Source organism: Flavobacterium aureirubrum (assembly GCF_038739835.1).
Classification (GTDB): domain Bacteria; phylum Bacteroidota; class Bacteroidia; order Flavobacteriales; family Flavobacteriaceae; genus Flavobacterium; species Flavobacterium aureirubrum.
Genome location: NZ_JBCGDO010000004.1, coordinates 79361 through 96665 on the forward strand (window position 1 = coordinate 79361; position 17305 = coordinate 96665).

Here is a 17305-nt window from a genome sequence, read left to right on the forward strand (position 1 = left end):
GTAACGGATTAGCTTATAATAAAAAAATCCCAAGCTATTAACTTGGGATTATGGTTTAATCATCTTTTATGGTTATGATTACTTCTTCATCAAATTTGTATTCCCCTTTTTTGTAGATGTCTTTGTTGGGTAATACCACTTCGTATGTATAAATGCCTTTGGGTAATACAAAAAGACATTCTTTACCATCTTTCGGGACGACGAGTTCTTTTTTGATATCGTCTCCTTCCTCATTTTTGCCTGTTATCCTGAAAGTGATTTTGTCAACCAATTTGTTTTTAACGCAAACACTTTCTACTACCTTGCTGTCTGCTCTGGGAGCTGACTTTGCTACTTTTAAAACAGATAATCCATTTAATAATAGTTCACCACCTCTAAGAACATTTTGCAGATCGGATTGCGCAAAGGAAATAATAGGAAATAACAATAATATTAATGTATTTTTCACATTATTAATTATTAACATCAACTTAAAGTTACATCAGTTTTCAAAATATTATCATACAATACTTCATTTTTGAAAAAATAAAATACTAAAGTTACAGGAATGAAAATAGAGAAAAGTAAAAACGACTTAAGGGATGATCTTAAAACTCTTACTTGTAATTTTGGAGTCGATTGATTTTTCTCAATTTTCAAACCCACGAACCTTTTGCCTAATGATGAACCATTTGAAATAAAATCGAATATAAAAAAATATAGAAGAGTTATAAAAAAATTGACATTATAACCAACAACCCACTTTCTATTTAAAAAATCAATGTTCCCAATTTTTATAGAATTTAAATCAATAATTGTTAGAAACATTGATGCTGATAGAGATATAAGTAAAATATCAATTATTAAAGCATAAACCCTTTTCTTTAAAAATAACGATTCCATATTTCTGATATAAATTAATTACAGCCAATATTACTTATTTTTTTCGAATTTCAACTGAATAAACCTATTTTTTTCTTCATTTACTTGAATAGGATAAAAATCCCTCTTTAAAGTGTAAACTCCATCTTCTGTCTCAATAGATCTTTCGTTATAAACTTCAAGTTTACTTTCTTCAATTTTCTTACCAAGTTTATTTTCAATTTCATCAATCATAACAAATTGATAAACTGTATCTGGAACTGATCTCTGTTTTGATTTCACTTCAAAACAATAAGCTCCCCCATATAAAGGACTCGGCGCACAGCATAATGTCACCTCCGAAGTCATACTAAATACACCTACATTGATACCAACAGTCCATACTCTACAACCAAACGGCCATCGAGTGGTACCTCTATTTTCGCTTTCTTGCGCACTGACATTAAGCGATAGCACTATTGTGGCTATTACTCCAAAAAATAATTTTTTCATTTTTAATTGTTTTTAAAATTATACATTTTTTTGTTATTCAAAATTTTTCTCGAGATATTTTGACTTGGTAAAGTTGCATAATATACCTCCACATAACAATGTGATTTTTATACATATATGTAATTTTTTGAGCATATATGTGTAAGATTAAACATAATTTATTATTTTTATAAATTAAATAAAACTAATGCTATGAAAAACGTCCTATTTTTGCCAAAAGAAAAGCTTAAAAAAATGAGAATAGCAAAAGGATATAAACAAATTCCTTTTGCAGAAAAAGTCGCCATGGATCAATCGCAATATAGTAGAAGAGAGTCTGGGAAAGTTCCAGTTTCTGATGCTGAATGGGAACGTTTTGCCAGAGCTCTTGATGTAGACAAGGAAGAAATTTTTGAAAGTGAGTTGCGCACTATTAATATTGTCAATAATATTGACAATAAAGATAATTCGATTAATGCTTTTGAAATAACCATTAAAGCACCCAATCATTTATTTGAAAATCTAAATAAAAAAATAGATTTGCTACTGACAAAGTTTGAACAAACTCAAAGATAGTTTTTATAAACTATGAGATTGACAGATAAAAAATAATAAAAAAATCCCGCCTTTTTTATAAACAAAATGAGGCGGGATTTTATTTTAAGTTATCAAAAATTACGGCTTTTGTTTGGGCACCTTCTTAGTGTCATCAACTACAAAACCATAATCGCCTAAAACTTTTGGGTTCTTGGCATAAATTCCTTTAAGTACAGAAGCACTGTTTTGTACAATAGCTTTGATAGCTGGCAAATCAATATCGCGCTGACGATAAAGTTGCTCCGCTAGCTTAGTAGCGGCCTCTGCTTCAACATTATTTTGCATGCAAGGTGCCACTTTTGGACCATCAACAGCCCAACTAAAATCTTGCATAGCATTCAGTGGTGATGCAGCACCGTCTGCTAAATGTTTGTCATAAATTTTGCCTGCTAATTTTAGCAATTCACCTGGATTTTTTGGGATAATGACACGTCCCGAGGTTCTTCCTGCCATAATTCAAATTTTTAGGGGTTAATAACTAATTTTATATAAGACTAAAGTAGAATTTTTTGTTAAATTAATGAATTATTTTAACTGTTATTTAGCAAAAAAAAGTGTTTTATTATTAATTTATAAATATAAATTTAAAAATATTGAGATAACACTATTGATTTATCGACAATACATAATTAATATATCAATTTAAAAGTTAAAAATTAAGTATTCATACATCAAGATGTAACATCTATATATAAATATCACTAATCCATGTATGCAAATGTAATATCCATATATAATTATATAGTATTTATATATAAAAATTATAAATTCATATATAATTATCTAATATTCATATATAACTATGGGATGTTTATATATGAAGATATGGCATTTCAATTTGAAGATATGGTATTTGTATTTAAAGATAGGGTAATTGTATTTAAAGATAGGGTATTAAGAATTAAAAAATTAAATTCTTATTTTCCTTCCTTTTTTCTTTCGGCTATAAATTCGTTCAACTTTTTACCATATTTAGATTGGGCCACTTTTGGTGTCATCGATTTTTGGATGGTGTCTAAATAAGTCAAGTTGATGTCATAAATTTCGGCTAGCGTTACATAAGGTGCTACTTCGTGAGCGCCATTGTTCACAGCAAAATTGGTAGTGTATAAATATTTTCTTTTGGTAATTTTCTTTTGTTCTTCTTCAATTTTTGCTATTTCGGCGGTGTTATTTGCTTTGTATGCTTTGAATTTTTTTTGAATTAAATCCAAATCTTGGTCAATAAACCTTGACGTAACTTTTTTATATTCGTCATATAGTTCTTGATTTTTTGAACCTGTAATTTTTACATCGGCAGTAAAAAAATCTAGTGATGTTTCCAAATTCATAGTGCCTTTTTCGGCAAAAAATGCTATGTTGTTGTCTAGCGAGTTGGTCACACCACGATCAAGAAATAAGAAAAACATTTCAGGCGAATCGATATTAAATTCGCAGGTAAAGCGCGATTCGCCATTGATAACAATAGTGTCGATAGGAATTAAAACAGTGTCTTCCACCCTTTGAAGGTATAACGTTCCGCTTTTTAATCCTTTTATATTGCCGTTTAACACAAAGTTTTTAGTCGATTTTTTTTCAGAACAAGAAATAATGGTGAAAAATAGTACTAGCGCTAGAAATGATTTGTACATAATTTTTTAATTTTAACTCCGTTGGTTTTGCGTGGCAATAGTACAAAAAAAAATCCTCAATAGGCGAACCAAACTGAGGATTTCAATGAAGTATAACCTTTAATTATCCTTTTAACCAAGCCGTATGCAGGCGTTCTTTTGAAGTATCAGTAAATTTGTATCCCTCGGTCTCTCCCATCGATAATTTTACTTTTCCTTTTATAATCTGCTCTTTACCATCTCTAGAAATTGTTACAGTTATTGGGTCATCCACTTTCCAGTTTTGACTTTCCATAATCATATCATAAATGTTATCGAGATTGTATTTTTTGTCATTTATTGATACAATAACATCGCCACCTTTCAATCCTAAATTAGTCATAAAGTCGTTGAGTTCAGTGCTAGGAATAACCATGATTTCCTTGGTTGTTGGGTTTACGGTGATGTAAGGTGTAGATTGATCTTTCAAAAAAGGATTAATTGGAGTTTGGAATTTTGATTTTGTAACGCCTACTTTTGCGAAGAAATCATCATAAGCTATTGGCGTATTGCCAGCAACATGCGTGTTTAAAAAAGTGCCGACTTCTGGATATGTCAACGACACTATTTTTGCAAATAATTCTTCGTCATCAAATGGTTTTTCGGTTCCATATTCTTTTGATAACTTTTGCATCATGTCTAGAATTCCTCTTTCACCGTTGCTTTTTTCTCGGATAATGATATCGATACACATGCCTATTAAAGCGCCTTTTTCGTAAACGTTTAAGTATTGGTCTTTATAGGGTTGTACCAAAACATTGGCACTCATTTCAGTAAACGACATCGTGTCGTTTAAAGTGGATGCATTTTGAATTTTGCCCACCATTCTTTGATAAAACTCATCAGTAGTAATTAAACCTTGATTGGGTTGAAATAAATTGGCAAAATATTCTGTTACACCTTCATACATCCATAGATGTTTTGACATTTTTGGATTGTTATAATCAAAGTACTGAATTTCTTTGGAATGAATACTTAATGGTGTTACAATATGGAAAAATTCGTGTGATACTACGTCTTTCATTTGCTCTGCTAAAGCTGCTGCAGGCATCATTTCAGGGAAAACAACAGTAGTAGATGTATGATGTTCCAATGCTCCAAATCCTTTAGCATCAGGCTTTTGCATATCAGAAAGGTATAATAAAACAGTGTAGCGTTTATTATTATTGATTGGTCCTAAAAACTTTTTTTGGGCACGCATTGTTTTCTCCAAATCGGGCATAATTGATTTGGCCGAATGCGCACCTGATGGTGAATATACACTTAATAAAATTTCCATTCCATCGACCATGAATGTTTCATAATCGGGCTTAGCATACATGATTGGGTTATCTGTGATTTCAAAATAGCGTGTCGCGATGAAATTATCACTTGTATCACTTTTATCGTTGTCGACCAATGAAGTTGCTCCAAATAAATTAGCTGGATGATTGATGGTAAGGTTGTATCTCATTTCGGTATTATTATTGAAATAACCTATAAAACAGTGCAAATTCAACATAAAATTTTCACCTGCTGCAATATTGCTTCCCGCTGGCGAAAAAATATCTTCTTTACCAAAACCGCCACCTTTTTCTGAGTCGTAGGTATCGTTAACCCAATAGGTTATTTTTGCAAGCGATTTGCCGTTACTGATTTTCCATGAATTATCATCGGTTTTAGCAACGTTTAATTCTTTTCCATTGGTTCCAAAAGCTTTAAAATCGTCTACTAATTTTCCATAATTATCGGTAGAATAAGTTCCGGGAACTGTTTTTGGAAGTTGAAAAAGCACTTCATTTGAAGTAAATTTTGGTGGTGTAACAGTAACCATTACTTTGTCATCCTTTACTTGATTTAAATCGATGGTTACTTTAACTTCTGCAATAGCTGCTTTTTTTTGTGCAATAGCGTTATTACTGCATAAAGTTAAGGCAAAAATGGCACTTAGAATAAGTCTTTTCATTTCTAAAATTTTAAGTTTTGTAAATAAGTCATCAAATGTAACCAATAGTTACAGAAACGTAATTTTATTTTGAAATGATTAACTAAAATAGCGTATCACTTCATTTTACATCACAAACTTCATGGTACTATTTGAAACAATAATGCAAAAAAAAACTCTTGAAAACAAGAGTTGTACTTTAGTCTAATTTATTTTTTATATAATATTTACTATCTAAATCATCATCGAAATCATCAATAATTGGCTTCGGTTTTGGTTTACTTCCCACGGCTTTCTTTTTCCAAATTTCAAATTTATCTTTGGATAAGCGTTTGCGCATCAATTCTGTCACTTCATTCTCCGAAAGACCAAATTCTTCTTTTATTACTTCAAAAGGTTTTCTTTCCTCTTGCGCCATACTGACAACTCTTTCTATTTTTTCGTTGTCAAAATCTGCTAGCTTACTTTTTTTCATTTCTGTAAAAGCTTAAAAAAATGTATTGTTATCTACTAAATTGTATTCAATATTACTAAAAATTGTTTACTCCGCAAAACAAATCTCTTTTTTATACTAAGTTTTTGGTAAACGATATTTTTGAAATGGAATTAGCAATAAATTCGATAATTTATTATTCTCCTCCGGTTTCATGTGTGTGTCAACGCCATAAATTAATTTTTCTCTATCCAACGTTTTGAATGTTCCAAAAAGTCGATCCCAAACAGAAAATATATTTCCATAATTGCTATCAGTATAAGGTAAAACATAATGATGATGCACTTTATGCATATCAGGAGAAACAATAAAATAACTTAGCAACGTATCGAATTTTTTAGGTAGCACAATATTAGAATGGGTAAACTGTGTTGCAACAACGGATAAGGTTTGGTACAGAAAAACCAGCCACATTGGACTTCCAATTAGTAAAACTCCGAAAGTGGTAAATATAAAACGGATAACGCTTTCGCCAGGATGGTGTCTATTGCCTGAGGTTGTATCGATATAAGTATCGGTATGATGAATGAGATGAAAACGCCACAGAAACTTTACTTTATGTTCGACTAAATGGGCCAAATAAGCGCCAATTAAATCCAAGAGTAAAAGACCAGCGATGGCAAATAACCAAGGGTTAAAATCGGGTAACCAATTTAGAATACCAAAATTATTCTCGGTTGTCCAATTAGCGGTTTTAAGTAAAACTAATGCCAAACTAAAATTGACAATTATTGTAGTTATCGTAAAAAATATATTAATTCCTGCATGCTGCCATTTATTATAACGAAATCTAACAAAAGGAACTGCCGATTCAATTAACCAAAATAAGGCAATTCCACCAGCCAAAATCATAGCTCTGTGTGAATAAGGAATTGCTGAAAAATAATTAATTATCTCATTCATTTGCTAAGATTTTATTCAAATGTAAAATATATTATTTAATTATTCTAAAAGTCAAGTTGATTCTTGGACCAATGGGTTTTGCTGTTTTCGGAATTTGATGTTTCCAAAAATGTTGCGTTGTGCCTTTCATAATCAATAAACTTCCGTGCTCGAGATTGATTTTTAGCTTTTGCTCTTTGATGGTATTGTGTTGCAAATGAAAACTTCGTTCGGCACCAAAACTCACCGAGGCAATTACAGGATTTCTGCCGAGTTCTTTTTCATTATCAGCATGCCAACCGTTGCTGTCTTTTCCATCGCGATAATAATTGAGTAAAACTGTGGTAAAATTTTCTTCGACAATTTCCTCAATTTCACTTTTGATAAATTGCAATAAGGCATTCCACGGATGAGGTTGCATTACAATATTAGAATAACTATAAGGTTTTCCTTCGTTACCGTAAAGTGCAGTTAATCGCGGTTGTGGATATGTTTTTCCAAAAACAGTAATATCATCTTGTTGCCAAGGAATTTCGGATTTTAATTTTTCAAAAAGTGTATCGGCTTTCTCTTTGCCAAAAAAATCAGGGTAATAAACGATTGCTGCATCAGGCAAATCAAATTGAATATTTTCTGTTGGAAAAAGTGAACTCATAAAACAAAAATAAAGAGAAAAAAATGAAAAACTTCACTCCTTTCTCTTGACTTTTTTAAATTTTTACCAGCTTTTATTTTTTACCAAACTTAACATTCATTAACACTATGGCAGAAATAATTAAAATAATACCAATCCATTGAGATAAAGCCACAACCTCATTTAGAAAAAAGTAAGCCATTAAGACCGAAACAGGTAACTCAAGAGCAGCAACGATACTACCTAAACCAATTCCAGTTAATGGAAAACCTGAGTTAAGGAGCATTGGTGGTATTACAGTGCCAAAAAGTGCAATTAAAATCCCCCATTTGAGGAAAATATCGTAATTAAAAGGAGTGGTTTGAGTAGCTAAAGCGAAAATTAAAACAATTACTGCTCCACCCAATAGCATGTACAAACTTCGTTGTGCAGATGAAATGCTCAAAGCTACTTTATTGGCGGCAAACATAGTTGTAGTAAATGACGCTGCTGCCAAAAGCCCAAGAACAAGTCCACGCCAATCTAAATCTATACTTTTGCTGAATAAATTAGTTGCTAAAGCGGTTCCTAATAGTACAATTAAAACCGCAAAAACTTTGATTTTTGATGGTAATTTTTTTTCTAAAAACATTTCTAGAACAACGCCCATCCAAACGGTTTGCATCAACAAAACGATACCAATCGAAACGGGAATATATTTTACGGCTAAATAATAAAAGATACTAGTTAATCCTGTTGAAGTTCCTACCAGCATTAGCTTTCTGATATCAGTTGTCGTAGCCTTTAAAACAACAGCACCATTTTGGAATTTTTGAAAACCATTGATGGCTAAAACAAATATAATTCCGAGTAGAAACTGCGAAGTAATGACTTCCGCAGGAGTATAATGCAATCCCTGCGAGCTAATATCAGCATACGCTAGTTTTACAAATGTGGCTAACATACCATAACTTGCGGCGCCTATTCCTACTAAAAAAACACCTTTCAGCACTTTATTTCCAAACATCATTTAAATTTTTAAAAAGCCGACAAATATAGAATTTTACTCTTGCAATCAAATAAGAATTTTATATAAAACAAAAAACCATCCCGAGAACGGAATGGTTTTTAAACTGAGCCGGCAGAGGGACTCGAACCCACGACCTGCTGATTACAAATCAGCTGCTCTAGCCAACTGAGCTATGCTGGCAACTCAACTTGAGTGCAAATATAAAAGTGAATTTCAAATCACCAAAATATTTCCACATTTTTTTAGCAATTTTTATAATTATAGTGCGTTTATTTTTTCAACCAATTGATTGGCAGTTTGTTCTAACTCTACATTAATTTGTTTGAAGTGCGCTTTTTTGTTTTCTACGTTTTTAGCATTCACTTTTGTAATCAAACCATCAAATGACTCAATAGCTTCATCAATAATTGCGCTTGTTTTTTCAGAAGGTTTTCCCGAAGTCGTCATTTCATAAATGTAAACCGCTTCAATAATATCTCCTAATACAAAATTGATGTCTTTTTTTAAATTCTTAACACTTGGCATTTTCTTTTATTTTTAAAATTTGATGCAAAACTACATTAAATCTTTAGAATTCAAACTACGAAATATAAATTTCTAAGAGTGATGCACTTCCTGCTAATTGAAAATCAGTTAGAGAAGCAGGAACTAGCACAGTATCTCCTTTTGAATAGCTATAAATAGCATTGTTGTATAAAATTTCAAAATCGCCCTCAACACACATATAAACGGTAAACGAATCTGCATTTTTTGAAATCATGCTACTTCCATTGAGCGGGATAAAATTGGTTGTAAAATAAGGACAGTTTACGATTGTATTGGAATGATTTTCATTTCTTGAGTACACTTTTTGAGTTTCTACTGTGTCATAATTTATAGCTTCCAAAGCCAAATCATTATGCAATTCACGAGTGTTTCCATGGGCATCAACTCTATCAAAATCATAAACGCGATAGGTAACATCCGAAGTTTGCTGGATTTCTGCAATAACAATCCCTGCTCCAATAGCATGTATTGTTCCAGTTTCAAGAAAGAAAACATCACCTTGTTTCACTTTTTTAGTGTCTAATATAGAAAGTAAGGTCTTGTTTTCTAAATGATGCAAATAATCTTTTGGAGACGATTTTTGTTTAAAACCAACGATTAGTCGCGCTTCCTCATCGGCTTGCATGACATACCACATTTCTGTTTTTCCAAAAGAATTATGACGTTTTTTAGCTAGTTCATCATTGGGATGCAATTGTATGGATAAATCTTCTCGGGCATCAAGATATTTGAATAATAGTGGAAACTGCTTACCAAATTGAGCATGAACTTTAGTTCCTAAAATGGCTTCCGGTAATTCATTGATTAAGTCATTTAATGATTTTCCTTTCAAAAAACCATTTTTTACAATGCTCACATCATTTTCAACTGTTGCTATTTCCCAACTTTCTCCTGTTAAATCTGATGATATCGATTTGTTGAGATAGGATTTCAGTTTTGTTCCACCCCATATTCTTTCTTTTAAAATGGGTTCAAACTGTAGTGGATATAGTTTCATCTTGATAATTTAGCGCAAACTTATATTTTTTTTAAAATTTGAAGCGCTTTATCGATGTGAATTTTACTTGACATACTGTTAAAAACCAATCGAATAATTCCTTCTTTGTCTATTACATAAGTAACTCTTCCTGGTATTAATCCCAACAAATCATTGGGAACACCAAAAAGTCTGCGTAGTTTTTTACTTCCATCCGATAGCAAAATAAAGGGCAATTTATAGCGAGAAGCAAACTTTTTGTGTGATGTCTCATCGTCACTACTTATTCCGATTACCTCCGCTCCAAGTGCTTTAAAATCTTCATACTGATCACGAAAAGTACAAGCTTGAATAGTGCAACCTGGCGTATCATCCTTGGGATAAAAATAAATCACCAATGCTTTGCCGGCAAAATTACTTACATCAAATAATTGACCATTACTATCGGTAGCTGTAAATAACGGCATTTTATCGCCTACTTTGAGTGCCATCGTTATCCTTTGAAGGTTACAAAATTGCGAGGTGTTTCATATAAAACCACCTCTAAATCTTTAGTAGTGTCAATGTTTTTTCGTAGTTTTTGCCAAATTACCACCACAATGTTTTCTGCTGTGGGATTTAAATCGGCAAAGTCAGGTACATCCAAGTTCAGATTTTTGTGATCAAAAGCGTTTTCTACATGCTCTTTAATTAAATCCGCTAGAATTTTAACATCCATAACATATCCCGTTTCCGAATCAATTTCTCCTGTAACCGAAACAATCAGCTCATAGTTATGCCCATGAAAATTGGGATTATTGCATTTTCCAAAAACAGTATTGTTTTGTTCCATTGTCCAATCTTTGCGATACAAACGGTGTGCTGAATTGAAATGCGCTTTTCTCGATACGGTTACTCTCATGTTTTATTGTTATAATTGATGCGGTTTAATTTTACTCTTCGTTACGTTTATTACAGTTTATGCTCTTCTAAATAATGATAAAACTCGGCAAAAATTATTTTGAACCAAATAGTATACAAATCAGGGTTTTGTATCATGTCTTTACGAACTTCTTCAATACACATCCACTTCCAACTTTCAACTTCTTCTGGATTGATCTGCGGTTCATCGTTATAATAACCAATCATTACATGATCTAACTCATGCTCTGTTAAACCGTTGTCAAATGGTGCTTTATAAATAAAGTGAAATAATTCTTTGAGTTCTGTTTTAAAACCCATTTCTTCATACAAACGGCGCGTTCCTGCCTCAACATTTGTTTCTCCATCGCGTTGATGACTACAACAAGTATTTGTCCAAAGTAAAGGTGAATGGTACTTTTGATGCGCACGTTGTTGCAGCATGATTTCGTTTTTACTATTCAATATAAAAACGGAAAAAGCGCGATGTAAAACGGCTTTCTCATGCGCTTCCATTTTATTCATCAAACCTATGGGTTCGTCTTTTTCGTTGACTAAAATAACTTGTTCTTCTCTCATAAAATACAAAGGATTGCCAAAAATACGAAAAAATATAACCCCAAGTGTTTACGCAACTCGAACAAGCGTTAAACTTTACTTAAATCAATTCAATTTGACATCTATCGGACAGCAATTGATGAAAATGAAGTGTAAATTTGTTGCTACTTTAAATTAGTGCTATGAAAAAGTCTATTATTAACCTATTTTTTTTGCTCCCAATGTTCATATTGAGCGCTTGCGGACAAAACAATAAAAATCAAAATACAACAACAAATACTACTACCATGGAGAATGTCATCAGTAAACCTGAAAATCCGTATTATTCGAATACCGACACTAAAAAGTTAAATGTGCCCAATTCTGAATGGAAGAAAATCCTATCGCCTGATTTATATGCCGTAGCACGTGAAGCCGACACCGAAAGAGCGTTTACGGGAACAATGTGGAAAAGTGAAACTAAAGGAACGTATTATTGTGCGGCTTGTGGAAATAAACTATTCAAATCTGACCAAAAATTTGTAAGCAGTTGTGGCTGGCCTAGTTTTTTTGAGCAGGAAAATAAAGAGAGTATCACGTTTAAACCTGACAATTCCTATGGAATGCGACGAACAGAAGCCAATTGTGGACGATGTGACGCTCATTTAGGCCATCTTTTTGATGATGGACCTGAACCAACTGGAAAAAGATATTGTATGAATGCCATTTCGCTGGATTTTGTTCCTGAAGGGTTGACCTCAACTGGAAATACTGGTAATTTAGAAACTATTGTTTTGGGTGGTGGTTGTTTTTGGTGTGTGGAAGCGGTATATGAAAATCTGGATGGTGTAGTAAGTGCTGTTTCTGGTTATGCTGGCGGAACGGTTGAAAACCCTAGCTATGAAGCAGTTTGCACTGGTAGAACTGGCGCTGCCGAAGTTATTGAGATTACGTATGATAAAACCAAAACTAATTTGGACGAAATTTTTCAAGTATTTTTCACCGTTCACGACCCAACTACGCTAAACCGTCAAGGTGCTGATGTAGGAACACAATACCGTTCGGCTATTTTTTATAAAAATGAAAACGAGAAAAAAGCTGCCGAAAGTTTGATTAAAGAACTTAATGAAAAAGTGTTTTCTGGTAAAATAGTGACCACAATAGAACCTCTTGAAAAATTCTATAAAGCCGAGTCGTATCATCAAGGGTATTATCAAAACAATAAAAACCAACCCTATTGCCAAATGGTAATTCAGCCGAAGCTTGAAAAATTTGAAAAGGTTTTTAAGGAAAGATTGAAAAAGAAGCAATAAAAAAAGTCCCGATAAATCGGGACTTTTTTGTTATAAAATATAATCCGTATTAATAAAATTAGACTCTTTACTATTCAACAACGCTTGAAGGATTTCATTATTATAAGCATTGTCTTTTGAAGCAACAAAAGTTCTAATGGAGAAAGAACGCAACGCATCATGAATACTTAATGTTCCCACCGCTGAATCTTTTCGTCCCGTAAACGGATACACATCGGGACCACGTTGACAAGAACTGTTTAAATTCACGCGACAAACTAAATTGACTAAAGTATCAATTAATGGCGCAATGGTTTTAATATCTCTACCGAACAAACTTACTTGCTGACCATAGTTAGACTCTGCCATATCGTTCAACGGTTCTTGAATATCTTTGAAAGTCAATATCGGAATAACAGGACCAAATTGTTCTTCGTGATACACCCGCATTTCTTTATTTATTGGATATAAAACCGATGGAAAAATATAGTTTTCTGTTCGTTCTCCACCTTTTGTATTGATGATTTTTGCACCTTTAGCTGTTGCATCGTCAAGAAGTTCTCGAATGTAATTGGGTTTTTCTGGTTCGGGTAATGGTGTTAAGGAAACGCCTTTTTCCCATGGATTACCAAAAGGTAGCGCATCCACTTTTTCGGCAAATCGCTTGTTAAATTCTACGGCAATTGACTCGTGAACATACAGGATTTTAAGAGCGGTGCATCGTTGTCCGTTAAAAGATAAGGTTCCTGTAATACATTCTTGAATGGCCAAATCCAAATCAGCATCAGCTAGAATAATCGCAGGATTTTTGGCTTCTAATCCTAAAATTAACCGCAAACGGTTTTTATTTGGATGTTGGTCTTGCAGCGCGATTGCCGATTTACTATTGCCTATCAACGCTAACACATCAATTTTTCCTGATTTCATAATTGGCGAAGCCACATCTCTACCTCTACCATATACAATATTGATAACTCCTTTTGGGAAACTACTTCTAAAAGCCTCGAGCAAGGGAGAAATTAATAAAACCCCGTGTTTCGCAGGTTTAAAAATCACAGTATTTCCCATAATAATTGCAGGAATTAATAACGAGAACGTTTCGTTTAAAGGATAATTATAAGGTCCGAGACACAACACCACACCCAATGGTCCACGTCGCACCATAGCATTGACACCTTGACTTTTAGTAAAACGAGCATTGTTTCTGTCTAGCTGTTTATAATCTTCAATCGTATCATAAATATATTCCACTGTTCGGTCAAACTCCTTTTCCGAGTCGGGTAATGATTTGCCTATTTCCCACATTAAATATTTTACTACTTCGGAACGTGTGGTTTTCATTTGAGCAACAAAATGCTCCATACATTTAATTCGGTCACTCACTTTCATGGTAGGCCAAATTCCTTGTCCTTTATCATAGGCTTCTACAGCCGATTTTACTACTTCATCCGCAGCAGATTCTCCCATAGTGGGAATCGTTCCTAATAAAGTGGGTGCATAATTTTCAGTGGAAGATATAGTAGAGAAAACTTTAGACGTTTCGCCTGTCCATTTTTTTAATTCGCCATCGACCAAATAAGCATCTTGGTGAAGCAACGTATTGATTTGATATTCTTCAGGTATTTTGTTCATTATTTTATAGCGTTATTTTTTTTAAAATTTATAAAAAACATGGTTATTAATTGAATTCAAGTCATTATCGAAAGTTGTGCTAATTGCTTTATTATCAATAATGAGGTAAAACTACAAATTAATTTTGTATCATTGTGTTTAATTTATTTTAATTTTAGTTAAACAAAAGTACATGACTCATTCCACTAACTTTTTTTCATCGCTTTATAACTATTTTTTATCCGAAAAAGTAAAAAATAAAAGTGAATTGGTCATAATATATATCGCCATCATTAGCTTTTTACTCCACTTATTGTTAATAGGTTTGGTTAATCTAGAAATCATCACCGTCGCCGATCATATAAAATTATTGAGTAACCCTATCGCGGCAATTTACACTCCGTTTTCCTTTATATTAATTTATGAAGTATATCTATTATTATATTATTTACCCAAATCGACTTCGATTTACATTGGCAAGCAATATGAAATCATTGCTCTAATTGTAATACGAAGAATATTTAAAGACCTGTCAAATTTAGAAGTGTCGTTGAACTGGTTTTCGATAAAAAATGACCTTTTATTTACAGCAGATTTGCTAGCTATCGTACTGCTTTTTTTCCTGATTTATATTTACTACCAATTAGTAAAGAAAAGCAAGACCGAAAAAACAACCCTAATTACCCCGGAAATTTCAAGGTTCATTTCGTTAAAAAAAACCATGGCAACTTGCTTAGTACCTGTCTTTCTGGTTTTATCAATATATAGTTTGGGACATTGGTTGTATGAAAGTTTCTTTTCCTTCAGCAAAATCGTTACTGATATCAAAGACATCAACAAGATATTTTTTGACGATTTCTTTACCGTATTAATATTGGTAGATGTGCTATTATTATTGTTTTCGTTTTTACATTCTGATAAATTCAATATCGTTATCCGCAATTCTGGCTTTATCATTTCTACAATATTGATAAAACTATCATTCAGCACCGAAGGAATAATGAACATCGTGCTGATTGTAACCGCAGTTGTATTTGGTGTGGTGATGCTAAAAATTCACAATTTGTATGACTCGATTGAGAAATGATTTCTTCAAATAATATCCCCTTTTTCAAATTAAAATACTGTCTTTTGGTAACTAAAAGCTATCAGTAGCTAGTTTTTACTTAACCGTAGCTAGTTATTACTTTACTACAGCTAGTTTTTACTTAACCGTAGCTAGTTTTTACTTAACCGTAGCTAGTTTTTACTTAACCATAGCTAGTTTTTAATTAACTGTAGCTAGTTTTTACTTAACCGTAGCTAGTTTTTAATTAACCGTAGGTAGTTTTTAACTTACCATAGCTAGTTATTACTTAACCATAGCTAGTTTTTACTTAACCGTAGCTAGTTTTTAATTAACCATAGCTAGTTTTTACTTAACCGTAGCTAGTTTTTACTTAACCATAGCTAGTTTTTAATTAACTGTAGCTAGTTTTTAATTAACTATTTGATTATTTTTACTGCATTAAAAAAATTTTTAACATGAAAAAAAGCAAATACAACATCAATACTGGGAGAATGTTAGACCACTTTCTGCGAAAAAATAACATTGCCAAGTCCAGTTTGGCGAGTGACATCAATAGAAATAAAGTATCGGTATTGCAATACACCGAAAATGTAAGTATCCAAACAGGAATTCTTATCGATATTTGTTACGCATTGAAATACAACTTCTTTCAAGATTTGGCTAATGCCTTGCCCAAAGAGTTTAATCACGGAGTAGTTATTGAGCCTGAAAAAGCAACCAAAGAACAAGAGCAACAAGCGTTACTGGCGCAACTGCAAGAAGAGAATAAAGTATTGAAAATTCAAAACGAACTTTTGATGAAAATGAAGTTGTAGGTAGTTGCGTTTTCTTTATTTCAGAATTGTTGCAACCTTCAGCGCACATTTTCGACAAATAAAAACATCAATTATTTTGATATATTTCTTGTATCTATATTATTATCTTTGAAAAAGATTGTGGGAGTTTCTTCATGGTCTGAGGTTTGTGGCAAGAGTACAAGAGTAGATAATCTGTGCGATTCTAGTTAAAAAAGAAATCTAAAGTGTAACTAAACAACAAATATTTAGATTATTTTTGAGAATGAGTAATTGTTAATTTGTTATGAAAAATAATGATAGAAAAAGTATAGAAAATGCCTTTCGTTTGATCGAGTCAAATGACATAGAAAGAATCGAAATTGGAACTACAAAAGGCTTAGTACAAATACATCATTATCTATTTGATGGATTATATGATTTTGCTGGAAAAATCCGAACAGTAAATATCTCCAAAGGCGGTTTTAGATTTGCAAATGCTCTTTATTTAAATGAAATTTTAATCAAGATTGAACAAATGCCAGAAAACAGTTTTGAAGAAATAATCTCAAAATATGTTGAAATGAATATCGCTCATCCATTTATGGAGGGAAATGGCAGAGCCATGAGAATATGGCTTGATTTGATTCTAAAGTCAAGACTAAAAAATTTAGTAAATTGGCAGTATGTTGATAAATCGCTTTATTTACAAGCTATGGAAAGAAGTCCTATTAATGATTTGGAATTACGAACTCTTTTAAGCCAAAACTTAACAGAAGAAATTGAAAATAGAGAAGTTATTTTTAAAGGAATAGAGCAATCTTATTATTATGAAGGTTATAAGAAAGAGGATAATGATGACTAATTTATAATTTAAAAGAACTGCTACTTCCAACAGCAGTAACTACTAAACATTACTCCAAAAAAACTGATTTCTTAAAACAATTTCAAAAACCAACTTATTTTGTAAATCAAAAACTGCACCTCACAAACAAATTGGGCGTCATGCCCAAAGAATAAAAATTTTGAACGGTATATTTCGGTACGGTGTAATCAATTAAATCTACATAAACTCGCTGTA

The 17305-nt window shown here is 32.4% G+C and carries 21 protein-coding genes and 1 tRNA gene; 5 read left to right on the forward strand and 17 right to left on the reverse strand.

Annotation, left to right across the window (positions count from 1 at the left end; genetic code table 11):
- Positions 1-55: 55 nt before the first annotated feature.
- From WFZ85_RS04800 to WFZ85_RS04810, 3 genes are read right to left on the reverse strand one after another with little or no spacing between them, the layout of a single operon-like run.
- Complete coding sequence (locus tag WFZ85_RS04800; protein WP_342695144.1) at positions 56-448, reverse strand: hypothetical protein; 393 nt, start codon at positions 446-448, stop codon at positions 56-58.
- Between the two features lie 17 nt (positions 449-465).
- Positions 466-882 carry an RDD family protein gene (locus WFZ85_RS04805; RefSeq protein WP_342695145.1) on the reverse strand — a complete coding sequence of 139 codons (417 nt, stop codon included), beginning with the start codon at positions 880-882 and terminating at the stop codon, positions 466-468.
- Positions 883-912: 30 nt separating this feature from the next.
- Entirely contained in the window at positions 913-1353 is a 441-nt protein-coding gene (locus tag WFZ85_RS04810) for a hypothetical protein (protein ID WP_342695146.1), read from the reverse strand.
- Between the two features lie 192 nt (positions 1354-1545).
- Between WFZ85_RS04810 and WFZ85_RS04815 the strand changes: the two genes are divergently transcribed.
- Positions 1546-1908, forward strand: coding sequence for a helix-turn-helix domain-containing protein (locus WFZ85_RS04815; protein ID WP_342695147.1), 363 nt, complete (start codon positions 1546-1548; stop codon positions 1906-1908).
- A gap of 99 nt (positions 1909-2007) precedes the next feature.
- Here WFZ85_RS04815 and WFZ85_RS04820 read toward each other — a convergent pair whose 3' ends face one another.
- The 13 genes from WFZ85_RS04820 to idi form a co-directional block, all read right to left on the reverse strand.
- Positions 2008-2382 (reverse strand): hypothetical protein, encoded by a 375-nt coding sequence (locus WFZ85_RS04820; protein ID WP_342695148.1) that lies wholly within the window; start codon positions 2380-2382, stop codon positions 2008-2010.
- 464 nt (positions 2383-2846) lie between these two features.
- Positions 2847-3560, reverse strand: coding sequence for a DUF4369 domain-containing protein (locus WFZ85_RS04825; protein ID WP_342695149.1), 714 nt, complete (start codon positions 3558-3560; stop codon positions 2847-2849).
- Between the two features lie 103 nt (positions 3561-3663).
- Positions 3664-5523 carry a M61 family metallopeptidase gene (locus WFZ85_RS04830; RefSeq protein ID WP_342695150.1) on the reverse strand — a complete coding sequence of 620 codons (1860 nt, stop codon included), beginning with the start codon at positions 5521-5523 and terminating at the stop codon, positions 3664-3666.
- A gap of 178 nt (positions 5524-5701) precedes the next feature.
- Positions 5702-5977: a TIGR03643 family protein gene (locus tag WFZ85_RS04835; RefSeq protein ID WP_342695151.1), complete on the reverse strand. Its 276-nt coding sequence runs from the start codon at positions 5975-5977 to the stop codon at positions 5702-5704.
- Positions 5978-6073: 96 nt separating this feature from the next.
- The gene (locus tag WFZ85_RS04840; protein ID WP_342695152.1) at positions 6074-6898 is read right to left on the reverse strand and encodes a sterol desaturase family protein; all 825 of its coding nucleotides are present in this window, start codon (positions 6896-6898) and stop codon (positions 6074-6076) included.
- Positions 6899-6929: 31 nt separating this feature from the next.
- A complete protein-coding gene (locus WFZ85_RS04845; protein WP_342695153.1) occupies positions 6930-7532 on the reverse strand; it encodes an alpha-ketoglutarate-dependent dioxygenase AlkB family protein in 603 nt (200 codons plus the stop codon).
- Between the two features lie 73 nt (positions 7533-7605).
- Positions 7606-8517 carry a DMT family transporter gene (locus WFZ85_RS04850; protein WP_342695255.1) on the reverse strand — a complete coding sequence of 304 codons (912 nt, stop codon included), beginning with the start codon at positions 8515-8517 and terminating at the stop codon, positions 7606-7608.
- 109 nt (positions 8518-8626) lie between these two features.
- Positions 8627-8700 (reverse strand) — tRNA-Thr (locus tag WFZ85_RS04855).
- A 78-nt stretch (positions 8701-8778) separates the two neighbouring features.
- Complete coding sequence (locus WFZ85_RS04860; protein WP_342695154.1) at positions 8779-9045, reverse strand: hypothetical protein; 267 nt, start codon at positions 9043-9045, stop codon at positions 8779-8781.
- A 55-nt stretch (positions 9046-9100) separates the two neighbouring features.
- Entirely contained in the window at positions 9101-10069 is a 969-nt protein-coding gene (locus WFZ85_RS04865) for a type I phosphomannose isomerase catalytic subunit (protein ID WP_342695256.1), read from the reverse strand.
- A gap of 14 nt (positions 10070-10083) precedes the next feature.
- Entirely contained in the window at positions 10084-10533 is a 450-nt protein-coding gene (locus tag WFZ85_RS04870) for a peroxiredoxin (protein WP_342695155.1), read from the reverse strand.
- 2 nt (positions 10534-10535) lie between these two features.
- A complete protein-coding gene (locus tag WFZ85_RS04875; RefSeq protein WP_342695156.1) occupies positions 10536-10943 on the reverse strand; it encodes a 6-pyruvoyl trahydropterin synthase family protein in 408 nt (135 codons plus the stop codon).
- Positions 10944-10993: 50 nt separating this feature from the next.
- Complete coding sequence (idi, locus tag WFZ85_RS04880) at positions 10994-11521, reverse strand: isopentenyl-diphosphate Delta-isomerase (protein WP_342695157.1); 528 nt, start codon at positions 11519-11521, stop codon at positions 10994-10996.
- 161 nt (positions 11522-11682) lie between these two features.
- Between idi and WFZ85_RS04885 the strand changes: the two genes are divergently transcribed.
- Positions 11683-12792, forward strand: a complete 1110-nt coding sequence (locus tag WFZ85_RS04885) for a bifunctional methionine sulfoxide reductase B/A protein (RefSeq protein WP_342695158.1) — start codon at positions 11683-11685, stop codon at positions 12790-12792.
- Between the two features lie 30 nt (positions 12793-12822).
- Here WFZ85_RS04885 and WFZ85_RS04890 read toward each other — a convergent pair whose 3' ends face one another.
- The gene (locus tag WFZ85_RS04890; protein WP_342695159.1) at positions 12823-14403 is read right to left on the reverse strand and encodes an NADP-dependent glyceraldehyde-3-phosphate dehydrogenase; all 1581 of its coding nucleotides are present in this window, start codon (positions 14401-14403) and stop codon (positions 12823-12825) included.
- A 172-nt stretch (positions 14404-14575) separates the two neighbouring features.
- Here WFZ85_RS04890 and WFZ85_RS04895 point away from each other — a divergent pair, with 172 nt between their 5' ends.
- The 3 genes from WFZ85_RS04895 (at position 14576) to fic (ending at position 17089) form a co-directional block, all read left to right on the forward strand.
- Entirely contained in the window at positions 14576-15469 is an 894-nt protein-coding gene (locus WFZ85_RS04895) for a hypothetical protein (protein ID WP_342695160.1), read from the forward strand.
- 437 nt (positions 15470-15906) lie between these two features.
- Positions 15907-16266 carry a hypothetical protein gene (locus WFZ85_RS04900; RefSeq protein ID WP_342695161.1) on the forward strand — a complete coding sequence of 120 codons (360 nt, stop codon included), beginning with the start codon at positions 15907-15909 and terminating at the stop codon, positions 16264-16266.
- 265 nt (positions 16267-16531) lie between these two features.
- Positions 16532-17089 (forward strand): protein adenylyltransferase Fic, encoded by a 558-nt coding sequence (fic, locus tag WFZ85_RS04905; RefSeq protein WP_342695162.1) that lies wholly within the window; start codon positions 16532-16534, stop codon positions 17087-17089.
- Positions 17090-17305 lie beyond the last annotated feature (216 nt).

Excerpts from the sequence above, each read along its gene's own strand:
- WFZ85_RS04860 (WP_342695154.1), bottom strand. The coding sequence starts at position 9,045 with ATGCCAAGTGTTAAGAATTTAAAAAAAGACATCAATTTTGTATTAGGA.
- WFZ85_RS04830 (WP_342695150.1), bottom strand. The coding sequence starts at position 5,523 with ATGAAAAGACTTATTCTAAGTGCCATTTTTGCCTTAACTTTATGCAGT.
- WFZ85_RS04825 (WP_342695149.1), bottom strand. The coding sequence starts at position 3,560 with ATGTACAAATCATTTCTAGCGCTAGTACTATTTTTCACCATTATTTCT.
- fic (WP_342695162.1), top strand. The coding sequence starts at position 16,532 with ATGAAAAATAATGATAGAAAAAGTATAGAAAATGCCTTTCGTTTGATC.
- WFZ85_RS04815 (WP_342695147.1), top strand. The coding sequence starts at position 1,546 with ATGAAAAACGTCCTATTTTTGCCAAAAGAAAAGCTTAAAAAAATGAGA.
- WFZ85_RS04850 (WP_342695255.1), bottom strand. The coding sequence starts at position 8,517 with ATGTTTGGAAATAAAGTGCTGAAAGGTGTTTTTTTAGTAGGAATAGGC.
- WFZ85_RS04890 (WP_342695159.1), bottom strand. The coding sequence starts at position 14,403 with ATGAACAAAATACCTGAAGAATATCAAATCAATACGTTGCTTCACCAA.
- WFZ85_RS04820 (WP_342695148.1), bottom strand. The coding sequence starts at position 2,382 with ATGGCAGGAAGAACCTCGGGACGTGTCATTATCCCAAAAAATCCAGGT.
- WFZ85_RS04810 (WP_342695146.1), bottom strand. The coding sequence starts at position 1,353 with ATGAAAAAATTATTTTTTGGAGTAATAGCCACAATAGTGCTATCGCTT.
- WFZ85_RS04835 (WP_342695151.1), bottom strand. The coding sequence starts at position 5,977 with ATGAAAAAAAGTAAGCTAGCAGATTTTGACAACGAAAAAATAGAAAGA.
- idi (WP_342695157.1), bottom strand. The coding sequence starts at position 11,521 with ATGAGAGAAGAACAAGTTATTTTAGTCAACGAAAAAGACGAACCCATA.
- WFZ85_RS04885 (WP_342695158.1), top strand. The coding sequence starts at position 11,683 with ATGAAAAAGTCTATTATTAACCTATTTTTTTTGCTCCCAATGTTCATA.
- WFZ85_RS04870 (WP_342695155.1), bottom strand. The coding sequence starts at position 10,533 with ATGGCACTCAAAGTAGGCGATAAAATGCCGTTATTTACAGCTACCGAT.
- WFZ85_RS04845 (WP_342695153.1), bottom strand. The coding sequence starts at position 7,532 with ATGAGTTCACTTTTTCCAACAGAAAATATTCAATTTGATTTGCCTGAT.
- WFZ85_RS04840 (WP_342695152.1), bottom strand. The coding sequence starts at position 6,898 with ATGAATGAGATAATTAATTATTTTTCAGCAATTCCTTATTCACACAGA.
- WFZ85_RS04900 (WP_342695161.1), top strand. The coding sequence starts at position 15,907 with ATGAAAAAAAGCAAATACAACATCAATACTGGGAGAATGTTAGACCAC.
- WFZ85_RS04895 (WP_342695160.1), top strand. The coding sequence starts at position 14,576 with ATGACTCATTCCACTAACTTTTTTTCATCGCTTTATAACTATTTTTTA.
- WFZ85_RS04875 (WP_342695156.1), bottom strand. The coding sequence starts at position 10,943 with ATGAGAGTAACCGTATCGAGAAAAGCGCATTTCAATTCAGCACACCGT.
- WFZ85_RS04805 (WP_342695145.1), bottom strand. The coding sequence starts at position 882 with ATGGAATCGTTATTTTTAAAGAAAAGGGTTTATGCTTTAATAATTGAT.